Below are 17812 nucleotides of genomic sequence, written 5' to 3'. Positions count from 1 at the left end.
ATGGGCAGCCGGTATCTGGCTAACAATTGCTAGCGGCTGATCTGCTCTGAAGAAGGCTGCACCAAACCCAGCACCGCGCTGGTACGGGCCCGCACTTCGGCTACCAGCTCTGGCTTGGTAGCCAACGACTGCCCGAAAGAGGGTAGCATGTCATGAAACTTCTGTTGCCACTCCGGCGAGGCAGCCTGCTGCGGAAAGCACTTCTGCACCAGATGCACCATGATGCTTACAGCCGTAGAAGCACCGGGCGAAGCGCCCAGTAAGGCAGCAATGGAGCCGTCGGCACTGGTGACTACCTCGGTGCCAAACTCCAGCACGCCGCCCTGCTTTTCGTCTTTCTTGATAACCTGCACGCGCTGGCCGGCCACGGCCAGCTCCCAGTCCTGGGGTTGGGCCTCGGGCAGGTACTCCCGCAGGGCCGCCACCCGGTCCTGCGGCGACTGGCGCACCTGCTGAATCAGGTATTTAGTGAGCGGCAGGTTTTTCAGGCCCGCCATAATCATGGGGCGCAGGTTGCTGAGCTGAATGGAGCCGGGCAAGTCCAGGTAAGAACCGGTTTTGAGAAACTTGGTGCTAAAGCCGGCGTAAGGGCCGAACAGCAGCTCCTTGCGGCCGTCAATCATGCGCGAGTCGAGGTGCGGCACCGACATAGGCGGCGAGCCGACGCTGGCTTTGCCGTAGACTTTGGCATCGTGACGGGCAATAACGGCGGGGTTGGTGCACTTCAGCCACTGCCCGCTCACCGGGAAACCGCCAAACCCATCCGCCTCCGGAATTCCGGATTTTTCGAGCAGCGGCAACGAGCCCCCACCAGCCCCGATAAACACGAATTTAGCCCGCACTTTCACGGTTTGGCCGGTGGTGCGGTCTTCTGCTTTCACGCTCCACGAGCCATCATCTTTGCGGCGCAGCTTCTTAACCTCATGATGAAAGTGCATCGTGACGCCGGGCTTTTCCTGCAGCAGATAGAACATACCGCGCGTAAGGGAGCCGAAATTAACGTCGGTGCCCAAATCCATGCGGGTGGCAGCTACGGGCTGCTGCGGGTCGCGGCCTTCCATCACCAGCGGCATCCAGGTACGGAGCTCGGCGGGGTCGGTGCTGAATTCCATGCCCTCAAACAAGGCCGACTGCGTGAGAGCCTCGTGGCGCTTGCGCAGATACTCTACATTTTCGGCGCCCCACACAAAGCTGATGTGCGGAATATGGTTGATGAAGCGCTGGATTTCTTTCACGCTGTATTGCTCGGTGAGGTAGGCCCAGAACTGCTTGCTTTCCTCGAACTGCTCGGCAATTTTAAGGGCCTTGCTGATGTCGATAGTGCCGTCGGGCTTTTCGGGCGTGTAGTTCAGCTCGCAAAAAGCCGAGTGGCCGGTGCCGGCGTTGTTCCAGGCGTCAGAGCTTTCGGCGGCCGCTACGTCCAGGCGCTCCAGAATTGTGATGGTCAGGTTTGGGTCCAGCTCCTTGAGCATCAAACCCAGGGTGGCACTCATGATGCCGGCCCCAATCAGCACAACATCAGTGGTCGGAGTAGCAGAGGTATTGGTGGTGGTCATACAGTCAGAAGGTGAAGCAGCCATACTACGAGGGAAGTTGCAGAAAAGTAGTGCCAGCATGTAAAATGAGCCAGTTGCCATTGCGGGCAAATGCTGCCCGGCCAGCAGCAATGCAAGCTTTTCTCTACGCGGGCAGCGCCCACCCAGCCCTCTGCGCTAGCGGCATCAGGACAGAAGTCGGAGAAGCTAAAATTCAGCGCAAAAATGCCTCAAAAAACAATGATTTGCCCTTTTCTACGGACTTATCCGGCGCAGTTTGATGTTGCCAGTATGACTCACCAAGCTGCCGTTTGATGCTCGATTCTCTGCCCGTTTTGCCGTTGTTCAACCAGCCGGCCGCTGGCCTGCCACCATTGGAAAACCAGCCAGTAGCGCGCTCTGCCAAGGTGTGGCTGCCCAAGCGCGTACTGTTTACGCCCGACGCGCTGGACGAGCCGTTTGGCCAGCAGATACTAACCCGCGTGAAGGCGCACGGACTGGAAGTGGAACTCCTGAAGAGCAACCGCCTGACCAACCTGCGCGGCGCCGACCCCCGCGAAACCTACCGCAACGCCAAAAACACGCTGGCCGTGGTGAAAGCGCCACCCGGCGCTCTACGTCTGCAGCCCACGCCGCCGTCTGCCGACTGGCAGATGAACCTGGCCGAAGGCTGCCCGGCCCATTGCCAATACTGCTACCTGGCCGGCAGCCTGCAGGGGCCGCCAGTGGTGCGCGTATTCGCCAACCTGCCGCAGCTGCTGGCAAACACCGAAAGCTACGAACAGCCCGGCCGCCTCACCAGCTTCGAGGTGAGCTGCTACACCGATGTGCTGGGCATTGAGCACCTCACCGGCAGCTTGGCCGAGTGCATCCGCTACTTTGGCGCCCGTGAAGGAGCCCGGCTGCGCTTCGTGAGCAAATATGGCCATGTAGAACCGCTGCTAGGGCTGCCGCACCAGGGCCGCACGCGCGCCCGCATCAGCTTAAATGCCGAGCCGGTGGTGCGCCGCATGGAAGGCGGTACGGCCTCGGTGGAGGCGCGGCTGCAGGCGTTGCGGCAACTGGCGCTACCCGTGTCGCAGGGCGGGGGCGGCTACCCGGTGGGGGTGGTGCTGGCGCCCATTATGCTCGTTCCCGACTGGCAGCAGCACTACACTCAATTGCTCGACCAGCTGGCCGCTGCCCTGGATTTTGAGTGCGACCTGACAGTGGAGTTCATCACGCACCGCTTCACGCCCAACTCGCGCGACGTGCTGCAGGAATGGTACCCCAACACGGCCCTCAACTTCGATGAAAGCCTGCGGGCGGCCAAGCGCAATAAGTTTGGCGGCGTGAAATACGTGTACCAGCCCGAGGACATGCGGCCACTCCGGCAGTTCTTCTACGAAGAGTGGCAGCGCCGCTTTCCGCAGGCTCCGGTATTGTACTGGACGTAGTGTGCTAAGCCATAAGCCGCAAGCTGACTCTCCAACGTCAGCTTGCGGCTTATGGCTTATGGCTCAGGATGCCGGGTGCAGGGCCTGCCACTCGTGGTCGAGCATGCTCATTTCAATGAGGCTCCAGTACTCGTCATTGTAGCGCAGAATGTCGCGCGAGAGGCCTTCCTGCTGCATGCCGGCCTTCTCGTAGCAGCGGATGGCGGCCGTGTTGAAATCGTACACGCCCAGATCGATGCGGTGCAAACCCAGATCCTCGAAACCGATGCGCAAAATGGCCTGCATCATGCCCTGGCAGATGCCGCGCCGCCGCGCCGTGCTGTTGCCCACCAGCACCCGGCTGATGCGGGCGGCGCTATTCTTACGGCTGATTCCGCCCAGCGAAATGTGGCCCACTACCTCGCCGGTTCTGGTTTCGATGGCCTTGTAAATCAGAGCGTCGGAAGTAGCGGGGTCGTTGGTGTCTTCGAGGTACCAGGCCAGCTTGTCTTCGGTGAGCGGGAAGCTGAACAAAGAGCCCGACCAGTTCATGAGCAGCTTGGCATCGGTTATCCAGTCGATAAGCTGCGGAAAGTCGGCCGGGGTGAAGTATTCGAGTCGGATCATGAAAGCATCAGGGAAAAGCTGCCGTGCGCAGGAAACCGGAACATCAGCCCGGCCGGCCACACGAAGGTACGGCGGCGCGCGGGCCGATTGTTGTGCTTGCACCGGCCGGCCCTGATTATTCTGCGCAGCGGTCGAATAGTAGCATGCTATAGATGGATAGTACAATAAACGACGTACACGACGTTAGCTTGCGGCCTCTCCATTTCTGTTGCTGCCATGTCGTTGAAATACCTGCCGCTGTTGCTGGCTGTGCTTGCCGGGGCCTGTCATTCTGATACATCTGCTAACGCTACAGCTTCCATAGAACCAGTACCCGATCCTGCTGCGGCAGCCGAGTACAGGCCTCGTGTGGCGCGGCTGGCAGCCCAACGGGCAATGCTGGCCGCACGCTACCGGCAGGCCCGCACCACCGCGCAGAAAGCCGTAGTGCTACAGCAGGCGCGGCACTTGCTGGTTGCGAGTCTGGACACCACCATTTGGCCGGCGTGGTACGGCACGCCGTGGGCCTTCTATGGTACCAGCCAGCAGCCACAACAGGATTCTATTGCCTGTGGCTACTTCGTAACTACCACGCTGCGCGACGCCGGCCTGCGCCTCGACCGGATAGCCCTGGCCAAAACCACCTCCGAAAAGCTCATTCAGAACCTGACTGATGAAGCCCACATCCGGCGCTACCGCCAAGTGCCGCAGGTCCGGTTTGTGGAGCAGATGCAGCAGCTTGGCAGTGGCCTCTACATTGTAGGGCTGGACTTTCACGTGGGCTTTTTGCTGGTGCAGGCTGGGCGAGTACGGTTTATCCATTCTACCTATTTGGGCAAGGCCCAGGTAGTGGACGAGGATGCCACTACTTCGGCAGCGCTGCGCTCCAAATACCGCGTGGTTGGATGCATTTCGGCGGATGCACACTTGCTGGAGAGCTGGCTGCGGCAGCGCCGGTTTGTATTTGCCGGCTGATACAAGGCTGATACCATCCAGGCGCGGCACTTACTCCTCCACTATGCTCGGCGTGAATGGCTGGTCGGTGGGTTCGGTGAGGGTGCGGGTTTTGGGCAGGCAGTGCGGGTAGCGCTGCTGAATGAAGGCAATCAGCTGCTCGCGCACTGCGCACCGCAAATCAAACGCCTGGCTGGAGTTGGCTGCACTCACCAGGCACCGCAGCTCAATGGTGCGCTCCTTGGAATCCGTAACCTGCAGCACACACACACGCTGGTCCCAGAGCGGGTGCGCGGCCACCACGCGTTGCAACTCGGCGCGCACGGCTTCCACCGGAATGGTGTAGTCGGTGTACAGGAACACCGTGCCCAGCAGTTGGGAAGTGGTGCGGGTCCAGTTCTGGAAGGGCTTCTCAATAAAGTAGTTGAGGGGCAGCACCAGCCGCCGCTCGTCCCAGATGCGCAGCACCACATACGTAAATGTAATTTCCTCCACCCGGCCCCATTCGCCTTCCACTACCAGCACGTCGTCGAGGCGGATGGGCTGGGTGAAGGCAATCTGGAAGCCAGCCAGCAGGTTGCTGATGGAGCGCTGAGCCGCAAAGCCCACAATTACGCTGGCAATGCCCGCCGACGTCAGCAGGCCCGTTCCGATTTTGCGCACCGTGGCAAAGCTCATCAGAACCAGCGCAATAGCCACGAAGATGATGAGCGACACCGTTAGCTTTTTCACGAATTGCAGCTGCGTAAACAGCTTGCGCACCCGCAGATTGTCCTCGCCATTGATCTGGTAGTGCTGCTGCACCAGATCCTGGATGACGTCCACGGTTTTCACCAAACCCCAGGCGAAAGTGGTAAGCAGCGCCGTTTCTACCAGCCGCCGCGCCACTTCTAGCGTGCGGTCCTGCAAGGCTGTGAGCGGCAACACAAACGACAGCACCAGTACCGGAAAAAACCACGCGCTGGGTTGGCGCAGGTGAAGCAGCACCGAGCTGGCCAGCAGGCTGGTCGGCTCGCGCCGCACATAAGCCGCCAGCGTGCCAAACACCACCACCTTCAGCAACCACCCTGCCACCAGGCTGCCTGCCACAATAGCCAGCGTACGCAACAAGGTTTCCACTTGGTCGGGAAGCAAATCGGGAAGTTGGAATGGCATAAGGAAAGGGCGAAAAGCCGCCACAAACCGGCGGGCCGTGCTGTCCTGTACCCACGTCCTCCCGCAAAGGTTGTAGTCTGGATGAGCACTCAGGGCTAGCTGTTGCCTGATTGAGTTGTGCCGCTAACCGCGTAAATTTCGCTTCATTGGCCGGTAGTTTCCCTGCGTACTCTGCCGCAGCCAGCAAAAAAATAGGTTACACTTACTATATGCATCGGATTGTATATCTCAGCTCCGCAACCGGCGAATTGGACGAGTTGCAACTAAAGCAACTGCTGCTGCACTCCCGGCGCAAAAACCAGGCTCGCGCCATCACCGGTTTGCTGCTGGTAAGCGAAGGCGAAGTTCTGCAGGTGCTGGAAGGCGAACAGTCTGCTGTGGAGCAGCTCTACGCCATTATTGCCCGCGACATTCGCCACACCCACCTCTGCAAGCTAGCCGACGGCCCCATCACCAGACGGTCTTTTCCCGACTGGTCGATGGGCTTTGCTACTGCTTCGCCCGAGAAGTTCGAGCAGCTGGCGGGCTACCATCCACTCAGCGGCAATGGCTTTCTGCCTAATAAGCTGCGCAGCATAGACGGCGCGTTTTTCGAAGTGCTGCGCGAATTTGCCACCGCACACACTGCCGGCGTATAGCCGCCCCCACATCATGCCCGACTACCCCGCCAACTACACCGAAATAAACCGCACGCTCTGGAACACCAAAACCGTGCATCATGTGTCCTCTGAGTTCTACAACGTGCCCGGCTTTGTGGCCGGCGAAACGTCGTTGAACGCCATTGAGCTGGCGTTGCTGGGCGACGTAGCCGGGCAAAGCGTCCTACACTTGCAGTGCCATTTCGGGCAGGATTCGTTGTCGATGAGCCGAATGGGCGCGCAGGTAACGGGCGTGGATTTGTCGGACAAGGCCATTGCCGAAGCCCGCGCCCTGAACACGCAGCTGGGGCTGGATGCGCAGTTCATCTGCTCCGATGTGTACGAGCTGCCGCAGCATCTTGCGCAGCAGTTCGACGTGGTGTTCACCACCTACGGTGTGCTGGGCTGGCTGCCCGACCTGGACCGCTGGGCAACCGTGGTGGCGCACTTTCTGAAGCCCGGCGGCCGCCTGCTGCTGGTGGAATTTCACCCCGTGGTCTGGATGTTCGACAACACCTTCACCCGCTTCGACTACTCCTATTTCAACCGCGAAACCATTACGGAGCAGGAAACCGGCACCTACGCCGACCGCGCCGCGCCCATAGCAACCACGTCGGTTTCTTGGAACCACAGCCTGAGCGAAGTGCTGGGCGCCCTGCTCCGCCACGGCCTCGAAATCCAGCACTTCGACGAATACGACTACTCGCCCTACAACTGCTTTGCCGGGCTGGAAGACGTGGGGGAGCGGCGCTACCAGTTTCCGCACCTGCGCGGTAAGCTGCCGATGATATACTCGGTGGTAGCCCAAAAAAAGTAGCTTGTCATTCCGAGCGGAGCGAGGAATCTGGGCCGCATCTGTAAAGTCGATTAGCCCAGATTCCTCGCTCCGCTCGAAATGACATCTTACTGCACCTCAGCTGCCGTCACAAACTTTGCCCCGCGCTGCAAAAGGTCAGTGCGGGCCTGTTGGTAGCCTTCCGCGGAAATGGCACGGGTGGCGTCTTCAATGAAAAATACCTCGAAGCCTTCCTGCAAAGCATCTTTGGCGGAGAAGTACACACAGTAGTCGGCGGCGAGGCCGGCCAGGTACACCTGCCTGACGCCGCGGCCGCGCAAGTAGTCGGCGAGGCCGGTGCTTTTGCGGTGGCCGTTGTCAAAGAAGCCGCTGTAAGAATCGAGGTTGGGGTTGGTGCCTTTGCGGAAGATGGCTTCGATGCGGTGCTGATCGAGGGCGGGGTGGAAGTCGGCGCCGGGCGTGCCCTGCACGCAGTGGTCGGGCCAGAGCGTCTGGGGCAGGCCGTGCAGGTCGGTTTGCTCGAACGGCTGCCGGCCCGCGTGGCTGCTGGCGAAGCTGCCGTGGCCGGCCGGGTGCCAGTCCTGGGTGGCTACTACCAACTCAAAACGGGGCTGTAGCGCATTGGCCAACGGGATTACCGCGTCGCCGCCGGGTACGGCCAGTGCGCCGCCGGGCACAAAATCATTCTGAATATCTATCAGCAGGAGAGCTTTCATAAAGACTGGCAAATCGGGTACTTGGCTGCAGGGCTATATCCGCTGTAGCGCGAATGTAGAAGGTTGAATTGTTACGGGCAGCAATTGGTCAGGTGCAGCGCAGGCAACCCTTTTATCCATTGCCGTAATTCAGCAGGTATAATGCAATTCCGGCAGCTCATAGTGGAAGCGGGAGTGCCCTAAGCTATGAGCAGAACAGGTGCCTGAGTGGCAGAGCCGCGCCCCTGCAAGTGGGTGTTGCGGCGTGTTGGCAACGTTCCCGATAACGATTGCGCAAAAAATAGGGACGGCCGGTGCAAAAGGCCCCAACTATTCCAGTAACCTTATCAACCAGTCCACTGCTCTGACCGGCAGCAACATCCTTGGAAACTGCTGTTTCGTTGGCTGCTGCGCTGCTTCGCCCGCCTCCATTCCCACCCGATATGAAATACCTGTGCCTTGCCATGCTGGTCGTGCTGCTGCTGGCCTTCCGCCCAGCCGCCGACGACCGGAATCCCACTATTTTCCTCGTCGGCGACTCCACGATGTCCAACAAGCCCCTGGACAAGGCTGAGCGGGGCTGGGGCATGTACTTCCAGCAGTTTTTCAAGGAAGGCGTGGCCGTGCAGAACCATGCCATGAACGGCCGCAGCACCCGCAACTTCCGCCACGAAGGCCGCTGGGCCAAGGTACTGGAGCAGCTTAAGCCCGGCGACTGGGTGTTCATTCAGTTCGGCCACAACGACAGCAAGCAGGAGGACACCGCCCGCTACGCCGCCCCCCAAACGGCCTACCGCCAGAACCTGACCCGCTACGTGCAGGAAGCCCGCGCCAAAGGTGCCAACCCGGTGCTGCTGACGCCCGTCGGCCGCCGCTACTTCGACGAGGCCGGCAAGCGCAAGGACGACCACGGCGAATACCCCGGCGTGGTGCGCGAAGTAGCCAAAGCCCAGAAAGTGCCGCTGATTGACGCCCACGAAGCCACTTGGGCCATGTACTCCCAGCTCGGCGACGCGGGCACCAAGCCCCTGTTCTGGAGCTACCAGAACGGGGCCGACGCCCCCAAGCTCGACAACACCCATTTCTCGGCCTACGGAGCCGAGCGGGTGGCCCAGTTGGTGGCCCAGGAGGTGAAAAAACAGAACCTCGGTATTGCCGCTCACCTGCGGCCGTTGGCCTTCGCCGGCAAATACGCCTACGAGCTGCCCGTGGTGCTGCAGCCGTATTTCCGCAAGGATACCTTCAACATCACCAAGTACGGCGCGGTGGCCGACGGGCAGCAGCTCAACACCGAGGCGTTCCGCAAGGCCATCGACGCATGTAGCCAGCGGGGCGGCGTAGTGCTGGTGCCGCGCGGCCTCTGGCTCACCGGCCCCATTCAGTTGAAAAGCAACGTGAACCTGCACGTGGCTCAAGGTGCGCTGGTGCAGTTCAGCAACCGGCTGTCCGATTTTCAACTGGTGAAAACGAACTGGGAAGGGGAGGACGCCGTGCGCAACCAGTCGCCTATTTCCGGCTACGACCTCGAAAACATTGCCATTACCGGCCAGGGCACCTTCGACGGGGCCGGCGACGCTTGGCGCATGGTGAAAAAGGAAAAGCTCAATGCTGGCCAGTGGCAGCGTCTCGTAAAATCGGGCGGCGTGGTGGATGAGAAGGGCACCACCTGGTACCCCTCGGCCGGCTCGCTGAAAGGCTCCACTCTCAGCAAGCCCTGGACCCTGACCGCCGGCCAGGAGCCCGACTTCAGCAAGTACGCCGAGTTCAAGGATTTCCTGCGGCCCAACATGCTTAGCCTGCAGCGCTGCAAGCAGATTCTGCTGGAAGACTTCACCATCCAGAACTCCCCGGCCTGGACGATTCACCCGCTGCTCTGCGACAACATCACGCTGCGCAACGTGACGGCCCGCAACCCCTGGTACGGCCAGAACACCGACGCCCTGGACCTGGAATCCTGCCGCAACGGGCTGGTGGAAGGCTGCACCTTTGACGTGGGCGACGACGGTATCTGCATCAAATCGGGCCGCGACGCGGAAGGCCGCCGCCGCGGCGTGCCGACCGAGAACTTCATCATTCGGGATACGAAAGTGTACCACGCCCACGGTGGCTTTGTAATTGGCTCGGAAATGTCGGGCGGCGCGCGCAACCTGTACGTGAGCAACTGCACCTTCATGGGCACCGATGTGGGCCTGCGTTTCAAGACGGCCCGCGGCCGGGGCGGCGTGGTGGAGAATATCTTCGTGGATGGCGTGGACATGACCGACATTGCCGGCGAGGCCATCCTGTTCGATATGTACTACGCCGCCAAAGACCCCGTGCAGGTGAACGGTGATGCCCAGGCCCTGCCCGAAATCAAGGCCGAGCCCTTAGGCGAAGGCACGCCGCAGTTCCGCAACTTTCGCATCACCAACGTGACCTGCAAGGGCGCCAACACCGGCATTCTGGTGCGCGGCTTGCCCGAAATGGCGGTGCAAAGCATCGAAATTGAAAACACCGTGCTGGAATGCAACAAAGGAATGGTGTGCCAGGAAGCCGACGGTATCCGCCTTAAAAACGTGACTCTGCTTTCCCAGGAAACCAAGCCCGTGCTGGAAGTCCAGAACAGCCGCAACATCAGCTTCGATAACCTGCGTTACACGCCCGGCGCCGAGCTGCTGCTGCGTGTAACGGGTGCCCGCAGCAAAGCCGTCACCCTGCGCAACACCGACACCAAACCCGCCAAAAAAGGCGTGGAAATGGGGGAGAAGGTGGCCAAGAAAACGGTGACGGTGAGCAAGCTGTAATGAACGAAGCTCCCCTCCTTGGAAAGGAGGGGACGCGGCGGCGCAGCCGACGCTGGGGTGGTTGACCCTCGTGCTGATGTTGTTTACTTGAACGACCTAACCCCGAACCGTCTAACGAATCAACCACCCCTAGCCCCTCCTTTCCAAGGAGGGGAACTAGTTTTTAGCTCTAGCTTCCTACCCATGTCCTTCCGCCCTTTCCTACTGGCCGGCCTGCTCACGGCCTCGCTTTCCACCCAGGCCCAGACAGCGCCAGCCACGCGGCCGATGTCGCAGCGCATGGCTGATGCGTTTATCAGCTGGCACCCGGATTCCATCCTTATCGGCAGCCGCAAAACTGCCCGCTGGGACTATGAGCAGGGCCTGATGCTGAAGGCGCTGGAACGCGTGTGGCATCGCACCGGCGACACCCGCTACTTCACCTACATTCAGAAGGACCTCGACCAGTTTGTGCGCCCCGACGGCAGCATCCGCACCTACAAGCTGGAGGACTACAACCTCGACAACCTGACCACCGGCCACGCTTTGCTCACGCTGGCCCAAATGTCGGTGCCGCAGGCCGAGAAGTATCAGAAGGCGGCCCGGCAGCTGCGCCAGCAGCTGGAAACGCAGCCGCGCACCAAGGCCGGCGGCTTCTGGCACAAGAAAATCTACCCCAACCAGATGTGGCTCGATGGCTTGTACATGGCCGAGCCGTTCTACGCCGAGTACAGCCAGGTTTTCCACCAGCCCGCTGGCTTCGACGACATCGCCAAGCAGTTTGCGCTGATTGAGCAGCACCTCACCGACCCCAAAACCGGCCTGAAATACCACGGCTACGACGAAAGCCGGGAGCAGCAGTGGGCCAACAAAACCACCGGCCAGTCGGCCAATTTCTGGGACCGGGGTCTGGGCTGGTACGCCATGGCGTTGGTGGACGTGCTCGATTATTTCCCCCAAAACCACCCACAGCGCCAGCAGCTCATCCGCAACGTGCAGCGCCTCGCGCCGGTGCTGGTGAAGTATCAGGATGCCACCGCCGGTACCTGGGCGCTGGTGATGGATCAGGCCGCGCGGAAGGGCAACTACCAGGAAGCGTCGGGCAGCAGCATGTTCGTGTATTTCCTGCAGAAAGGCGTGCGCATGGGCTACCTCGATAAGAAGTACGCCGCCGCCGCCCGTAAGGGGTATGATGGCCTGATTAAGCAGTTCGTGGCCGAGGAAAACGGCGCGCTGGCCTTCAACGGCACCGTGAGCGTGGGCGGCCTCGGCGGCAAGCCCTACCGCGACGGTAGCTTCGAGTACTACCTCACCGAGCCGCTGCGCAAGAACGACCTGAAAGGCGTGGGCCCGTTCATTCTGGCCAGCGTGGAGATGGAAGCCGTCGCCAGCGCCGTGGGAACTAGCAAAACCGTAGCCGTGGACAACTACTTCAACCACGAGTTGCGCAAAAATGCCCTGAGCGGCCAGCCCGAAACCTGGCACTACACCTGGGACGACCGCACCCACGGCGGCTTCTACTTCTGGGGCCAGCAGTTCCGCGACCTGGGCGCGAAAACCGCCACCATCAGCACCGCGCCCACAGCCGCTGCGCTTAAAGGCGTGGACGTGTTCATCATCGTAGACCCCGACACCCGGAAGGAAACCCCGCAGCCCAACTTTGTGCAGCCCGCCGACGTGCAGGTGCTCACCAAATGGGTGAAGGACGGCGGTACGCTGGTGCTGATGGCTAACGACACCAGCAACTGCGAAATTCCGCGCTTCAACACCCTGGCCCGGGCCTTTGGCATGGAGTTTCTGCCCCTGAATCTGAATATGGTGAAAGGCAGCGAATTTGAGCAGGGCCGGGTAAACCTGCCGGCCGGCGGCCCGGTGTTCAAAACCTCAAAATCGGCCTACATCAAGGAGCTGGCCCCGCTGAAGGTGCAGGCCCCGGCCACGCCGCTCGTCAAGATGGGGGAGCACACCGTCATTGCTACCGCCAAAGTGGGCAAGGGCACCGTGCTGGCCGTCGGCGACCCGTGGCTGTACAACGAGTACGTGGACGGCCGCAAGATTCCCGCCTCGTTCGAGAACTACAACGCCGCCCGCGACCTGGCAACCTGGCTGCTGCAACAGTCTGGCCGCAAGTAGCGGCAGGCAGTTGGGTTGGCTGCTTGGTGAGTGAGTTGCCAGTTCAGGTGCTGCCGCCCGTCATTCCGACCAACCGGAGCCATCTGAGGTTCGGCCCAGCCGATTGCTGCAGAAGACTCCGGTTGGTCGGAATGACGGTTTTTGGCCTCAGCCGCCGGGCAATAGCGCGCGAACTGTGCAGTTCGCATCCTCGCGCCAAGAGAGCCAGCCAGACCAAACGGCAGTAGCGCGAACTACAAAATTCGCGCTATTACACTGCCCGCTTCCATGTCTTAACACTGCTTCTGCATGAAGTTTCACCTAGTTCTGCTGGCCTTTCTATTGCCGCTTGTTACCTGCGCCCAGTCGCCTCTCTCGCAGGTGTGGGTGCCGGATCTGGGCAACGGCAGCTACAAAAATCCGGTGCTCTACGCCGATTATTCCGACCCCGACGTGGTGCGGGTAGGACCGGATTACTACCTCACGTCGTCAAGTTTCAACAGCGCCCCCGGCCTGCAGATTCTGCATTCCCGCGACTTGGTGAACTGGACCATCATCGGGGCCGCGTTCAGTCAGCAGCCACCTTTGGCGCGCTACAACCAGCCCCAGCATGGCAACGGTGTGTGGGCTCCGGCCATCCGCTACCACAACAAGGAGTTCTACATCTATTATCCCGACCCCGACTTGGGGTTGTTTGTGACCAAGGCGAAAAATCCGGCCGGGCCTTGGAGTGCACCGATCTGCATCAAGGAAGCCAAAGGGTGGATTGACCCCTGCCCGCTCTGGGACGAGGATGGCCAGGCCTATTTGGTGCATGGCTTTGCTGGCTCCCGGGCAGGCTTCAAGAGTGTGCTGGCCGTGAGCCGCATGAGTACGGATGGTTTGAGCTTATTGGGTGATGAAGTGCTGGTATTCGACGGCCATGAGAAGCACCCCACCATCGAAGGCCCCAAATTCTACAAGCGCCACGACTACTATTACATTTTTGCGCCCGGCGGAGGCGTTAGTACCGGCTGGCAGGTGGTGCTGCGGTCCAAAAACGTATTCGGCCCCTATGAAGACCGGATTGTAATGAGCCAGGGCAAAACGCCCATCAACGGCCCGCACCAGGGCGCCTGGGTGGATACGCCTGATGGCAAAGAAGACTGGTTTCTGCACTTCCAAGACCAGGGTGCCTACGGCCGCGTGGTGCACCTGCAGCCCATGCAGTGGCGCAACGACTGGCCCACCATTGGGGAAGACCCAGACGGTGACGGAGTAGGCCAGCCTGTGCTAACCCACCGCAAACCCGCCGTGAAAGGGGCCGCGCAGCCTGTGGCCACACCCGCCACTTCCGATGAGTTCAGCAGCGCCGCGCTGGGCCTGCAGTGGCAGTGGCACGCCAATCCGCAGCCGGGCTGGGCATTTCTGAACCAGAGTTCAGGTACATTGCGCCTCTACTCGGTGCCACTGCCAGATGGCGCCAAAAACCTCTGGCAGGTGCCCAACCTACTGTTGCAGAAGCTGCCCGCCGAGCAGTTCACCGCCACCGCCAAGCTAACCGTCATGCCCCGCTTCGAGGGCGAAAAGGTAGGACTGGTAATGATGGGCCTCGACTACGCCACGCTAACGCTCACCAATATCGGCGGTCAGTTGCAGCTAAACCAGACGGTGTGCAAAGATGCCGATAAGCTTACCCCCGAAACCGCCACTGCTCCACCCGTAGCCATGCCCGCGCGCCAGCCCATTTACCTGCGCGTGGCAGTGCAAAAGGGCGCCAAATGCCAGTTCAGCTACAGCCTCGACGGTCAGGTGTTCACGCCGTTGGGTGCCGAGTTTCAGGCTCGGGAAGGCAAGTGGATTGGAGCCAAAATGGGGCTGTTCTGCACCCGTACTGGCAAAACCAACGACGCGGGAAGTGCCGATGTTGACAGGTTTCGGGTGGAAGCAGGGCAGTAACCCCACAACCCGTCATCCTGAGCACAGCAAAAAACCTGACGCAGTTAGAACAAGCCGTTGTTACGACTTGCTAACAGGATAAGGTTCTTCGCTGGGCTCAAGATAGCAGCAAGATAACAGGGGCCTTTGTGCAACTCAGAATGGCACCATCAGTCTACAGCTTCACCGCTTCCAGGCGCGTAGAGCTACGCACAATGAGCTCGGTAGGAATCCGCACGGTTTCGATAGGCAAGGCGCGGAGCTTGCGCTCAATCTGGTCGATAAGGCGCTCGGCGGCTATCTGGCCGATTTCCTGCGCGGGTTGTACTACGGTGCTCAGGGGCGGGTCCAGCAGGTCGGCCACATTCAGGTTGGTGAAGCCAATGAGCAAGACATCATCGGGAATGTGGAGCTTGCGCTGGCGCAGAGCCTGCAGGCAGCCTACTGCAAGCCGGTCGGAGGCGGTGAAGAAGGCGTCGGGCGGCAAATCGAGGTGCATCAGGCCGTCAATCATGGGTCCTACTTCGTCAGGGCCAAAGTTGCCGTAGCGCACCAGGTTTTCGTCGTACTCCAGCCCGTATTTTTCCAATGCTGCGCGGTAGCCAGCCAGCCGTTCCTGCGTGATGCTCAGCCAGGGCTGAATGGTGAGGTGGGCAATGCGCCGCCGCCCCGCTTGAATCAGGTGCTCAGTGGCCGCAAAGGCCCCACCGAAGTTATCGGCCACCACTTTCGTTACGTTCAGATCAGCTGAAACCCGGTCGAATAGCACCAGCGGCACGTTTTTGTCCAGCACTTCCTGCAAATGCGTCACATCCGACGTTTCACTGGACAGCGACATCAGCAAGCCATCCACTTTGCGCGACATAGCCTGCTGCACGTTAGCCATTTCCCGCTCGTAGCTTTCCTGGCTTTGGAAGATGATAACGTGGTAGCCGCGGTTGTAGGCAATGGCCTCGATGCCGTTGATGGCCTGCGAGAAAAAATAGTTGGCAATCTGGGGCAGAATCACGCCGATGGCGCGGCTGGCGCTGCCTTTTAGGCTGAGCGCAATGGGGTTGGGGCGGTAGTTGAGCCGCTCGGCGCACTCCATCACCAGCCGCTTGGTTTCGGGGTTGATTTCGTAGCTGCCCCGCAGGGCCCGCGACACCGTGGAAGTGGAAAGTCCCAGCTCGCGGGCAATGTCTTTGATGGTGTAGGTTTCCAACGGATTAGGGAAAAAGGAAGCGGTGGAAATGGCGCGGCTGTCTAAAGTACAACACCGCACCGCAATCAGGCAAGGCCGCTTGAGGGGCTGAAAGTAGTGACCCCTCACTGATTATCAACGATGCAAGTGAGCCAGAGGTGCCAAAACCGAAAATGGCAACGTTCCCGACAACGATTGCGCGAATAAACATCCGCCTTTTTTTCCGTTTGGCGCAAGCAAACACTAACCTTATTGACGGCTAAACACCCTCACTGGGTTGCGCGCCGGCTGATCTTCTTCAAATAGTCTACAAACCTGTTCCCGCTGTATGTCACTTGCCAAAGCCTTCGATTTAACGGGTAAAGTAGCCTTGGTGACGGGCTGCAACCGGGGCATTGGGCAGGGCATGGCGCTGGGCCTGGCCGAAGCTGGCGCCGACATCATCGGTGTGTCGGCCACGCTGGCGCTGGAAGGCTCCGAAACCGCGCAGCAAGTGCAGGCCCTGGGCCGCCAGTTTCACGCCTATCAGGCCGACTTCAGCAGCCGCACCGCCGTGGACGCCTTCCTCGAAAAGGTGCAGCAGGATTTTCCACGCATCGATATTCTGATCAACAACGCCGGCACCATCCGGCGCGCCCCCGCCGCCGAGCACTCCGACGCCGACTGGGACAATGTGCTAGCCATCAACCTGGACGCGCCGTTTCGGCTGGCGCGGGCCATTGGCGGCCGCATGCTGCAGCAGGGGAGTGGCAAAATCATCTTCACGGCCTCGCTGCTCTCGTTTCAGGGCGGCATCAACGTGCCGGGCTACGCGGCCAGCAAGGGTGCCATTGGTAGCGTGGTGAAGGCGCTGGCCAACGAGTGGGCCGGCCGCGGCGTGAACGTGAACGGCATTGCGCCCGGCTACATTGCCACCGACAACACCGAGGCCCTGCGCCAGGACCCCGAACGCAGCAGCAGCATCCTGGGCCGCATTCCGGCCGGCCGCTGGGGCACCCCCGATGACTTCAAAGGCCCTGCCGTTTTTCTGGCTTCCGAAGCCGCCGACTATATCCATGGCACCATCCTTACCGTCGATGGCGGCTGGATGGGTAGGTGATGTGCTGATTATTGATGTGTTGATTGGCTGATTGCACTTTGCATCGGCCACTTCGGCAGCAAATCAACAACACGCCATCATCAATTAACCTCTCAACAATCAGCACCCAAACATGCGTCAGTATTACGCCATCGGCCCACGCGAAACAGCAGCAATGAACACTGCCGAGCTGCGGGAGAATTTCCTGCTCGAAAACTTGTTTGTGGCCGGTGAAATTCAGCTGGTATACACGCACTACGACCGGATGATGATAGGCGGGGTGGTGCCCACTGCTACGCCCATCGAGCTGCCGAACCCCGCTAACCTGAAGGCCGAGTTCTTTCTGCAGCGCCGTGAGTTAGGTATCCTGAACACTGGTGCGGCCGGCACCGTGACCGTAGATGGCACCACCTACGAGCTGGGCCGCCAGGACTGCCTGTACGTGGGCAAGGACGCCCGCGAGGTGACATTTGCCAGCGCTGATGCCGCCGAGCCGGCCAAGTTCTATCTGCTTTCCACGCCGGCCCACGCCGCATATCCTACCACCCGCCTGACGCAGGCCGAGGCCACGCCCGTGACCATGGGCGCCCTGGAAACCGCCAATCAGCGCACGATCTACAAGTACATCTACTCCGAAGGCATCCAGAGCTGCCAGCTGGTAATGGGCCTCACGCAGCTGCACGCCGGCAGCGTCTGGAACACCATGCCCGCCCACACCCACGACCGGCGCATGGAAGCCTACCTCTACTTCGATCTGGCCGAGGGCCAGCGCGTGCTGCACCTCATGGGCCAGCCCCAGGAAACCCGCCATTTGTGGGTAGGCGAGGGGCAGGCCATTCTTTCGCCGCCGTGGTCTGTTCACTCAGGCTGCGGCACGGCCGGCTACACCTTCATCTGGGGCATGGGCGGCGAAAACCAGGAATACACCGACATGGACCCCGTGGCCATTCCGGACTTGCGCTAGCC

Annotated in this window: 14 protein-coding genes; 9 read left to right on the top strand and 5 right to left on the bottom strand. The window is 60.6% G+C overall.

Annotated elements, in window-relative coordinates; genetic code table 11:
- Positions 1 to 29: 29 nt before the first annotated feature.
- Complete coding sequence (locus H8B14_RS13800; protein WP_187316218.1) at positions 30 to 1580, bottom strand: malate:quinone oxidoreductase; 1551 nt, start codon at positions 1578 to 1580, stop codon at positions 30 to 32.
- A 269-nt stretch (positions 1581 to 1849) separates the two neighbouring features.
- On the opposite strand from H8B14_RS13800, the gene H8B14_RS13795 reads away from it, so the two are divergent.
- A complete protein-coding gene (locus H8B14_RS13795; protein WP_261990019.1) occupies positions 1850 to 2971 on the top strand; it encodes a spore photoproduct lyase family protein in 1122 nt (373 codons plus the stop codon).
- Positions 2972 to 3034: 63 nt separating this feature from the next.
- On the opposite strand, the gene H8B14_RS13790 is transcribed toward H8B14_RS13795, so the two are convergent.
- A complete protein-coding gene (locus tag H8B14_RS13790) occupies positions 3035 to 3577 on the bottom strand; it encodes a GNAT family N-acetyltransferase (protein WP_187316217.1) in 543 nt (180 codons plus the stop codon).
- A 216-nt stretch (positions 3578 to 3793) separates the two neighbouring features.
- On the opposite strand from H8B14_RS13790, the gene H8B14_RS13785 reads away from it, so the two are divergent.
- Complete coding sequence (locus tag H8B14_RS13785) at positions 3794 to 4531, top strand: hypothetical protein (protein WP_187316216.1); 738 nt, start codon at positions 3794 to 3796, stop codon at positions 4529 to 4531.
- A 30-nt stretch (positions 4532 to 4561) separates the two neighbouring features.
- Here H8B14_RS13785 and H8B14_RS13780 read toward each other — a convergent pair whose 3' ends face one another.
- Positions 4562 to 5665: a mechanosensitive ion channel family protein gene (locus H8B14_RS13780; RefSeq protein WP_187316215.1), complete on the bottom strand. Its 1104-nt coding sequence runs from the start codon at positions 5663 to 5665 to the stop codon at positions 4562 to 4564.
- A 209-nt stretch (positions 5666 to 5874) separates the two neighbouring features.
- On the opposite strand from H8B14_RS13780, the gene H8B14_RS13775 reads away from it, so the two are divergent.
- Both H8B14_RS13775 and H8B14_RS13770 read left to right on the top strand, forming a co-directional pair.
- A complete protein-coding gene (locus H8B14_RS13775) occupies positions 5875 to 6303 on the top strand; it encodes a BLUF domain-containing protein (RefSeq protein ID WP_187316214.1) in 429 nt (142 codons plus the stop codon).
- 13 nt (positions 6304 to 6316) lie between these two features.
- Positions 6317 to 7120: a class I SAM-dependent methyltransferase gene (locus H8B14_RS13770; protein WP_187316213.1), complete on the top strand. Its 804-nt coding sequence runs from the start codon at positions 6317 to 6319 to the stop codon at positions 7118 to 7120.
- Between the two features lie 86 nt (positions 7121 to 7206).
- Here the strand turns inward: H8B14_RS13770 and pncA are convergent, their stop codons facing one another.
- On the bottom strand, positions 7207 to 7815 hold the full coding sequence (gene pncA / locus H8B14_RS13765) for a bifunctional nicotinamidase/pyrazinamidase (protein ID WP_187316212.1): 609 nt from the start codon (positions 7813 to 7815) through the stop codon (positions 7207 to 7209).
- A gap of 422 nt (positions 7816 to 8237) precedes the next feature.
- On the opposite strand from pncA, the gene H8B14_RS13760 reads away from it, so the two are divergent.
- The 3 genes from H8B14_RS13760 (at position 8238) to H8B14_RS13750 (ending at position 14606) form a co-directional block, all read left to right on the top strand.
- Complete coding sequence (locus H8B14_RS13760; RefSeq protein WP_187316211.1) at positions 8238 to 10577, top strand: glycosyl hydrolase family 28 protein; 2340 nt, start codon at positions 8238 to 8240, stop codon at positions 10575 to 10577.
- A 183-nt stretch (positions 10578 to 10760) separates the two neighbouring features.
- Complete coding sequence (locus tag H8B14_RS13755) at positions 10761 to 12689, top strand: glycoside hydrolase family 88 protein (RefSeq protein WP_187316210.1); 1929 nt, start codon at positions 10761 to 10763, stop codon at positions 12687 to 12689.
- Positions 12690 to 12977: 288 nt separating this feature from the next.
- Positions 12978 to 14606, top strand: coding sequence for a glycoside hydrolase family 43 protein (locus H8B14_RS13750; RefSeq protein ID WP_187316209.1), 1629 nt, complete (start codon positions 12978 to 12980; stop codon positions 14604 to 14606).
- Between the two features lie 154 nt (positions 14607 to 14760).
- Here the strand turns inward: H8B14_RS13750 and H8B14_RS13745 are convergent, their stop codons facing one another.
- Positions 14761 to 15789, bottom strand: a complete 1029-nt coding sequence (locus H8B14_RS13745; protein WP_187316208.1) for a LacI family DNA-binding transcriptional regulator — start codon at positions 15787 to 15789, stop codon at positions 14761 to 14763.
- Positions 15790 to 16096: 307 nt separating this feature from the next.
- Here H8B14_RS13745 and kduD point away from each other — a divergent pair, with 307 nt between their 5' ends.
- Complete coding sequence (gene kduD, locus H8B14_RS13740; protein ID WP_187316207.1) at positions 16097 to 16867, top strand: 2-dehydro-3-deoxy-D-gluconate 5-dehydrogenase KduD; 771 nt, start codon at positions 16097 to 16099, stop codon at positions 16865 to 16867.
- A gap of 112 nt (positions 16868 to 16979) precedes the next feature.
- Complete coding sequence (kduI, locus tag H8B14_RS13735) at positions 16980 to 17810, top strand: 5-dehydro-4-deoxy-D-glucuronate isomerase (RefSeq protein ID WP_187316206.1); 831 nt, start codon at positions 16980 to 16982, stop codon at positions 17808 to 17810.
- Positions 17811 to 17812: the final 2 nt, after the last annotated feature.

This window comes from Hymenobacter puniceus, from assembly GCF_014333525.1.
In the GTDB taxonomy this organism is placed as follows: domain Bacteria; phylum Bacteroidota; class Bacteroidia; order Cytophagales; family Hymenobacteraceae; genus Hymenobacter.
The sequence above is the reverse complement of the archived record's forward strand: the minus strand, read 5'-3'. Positions and strand labels throughout refer to the sequence as shown.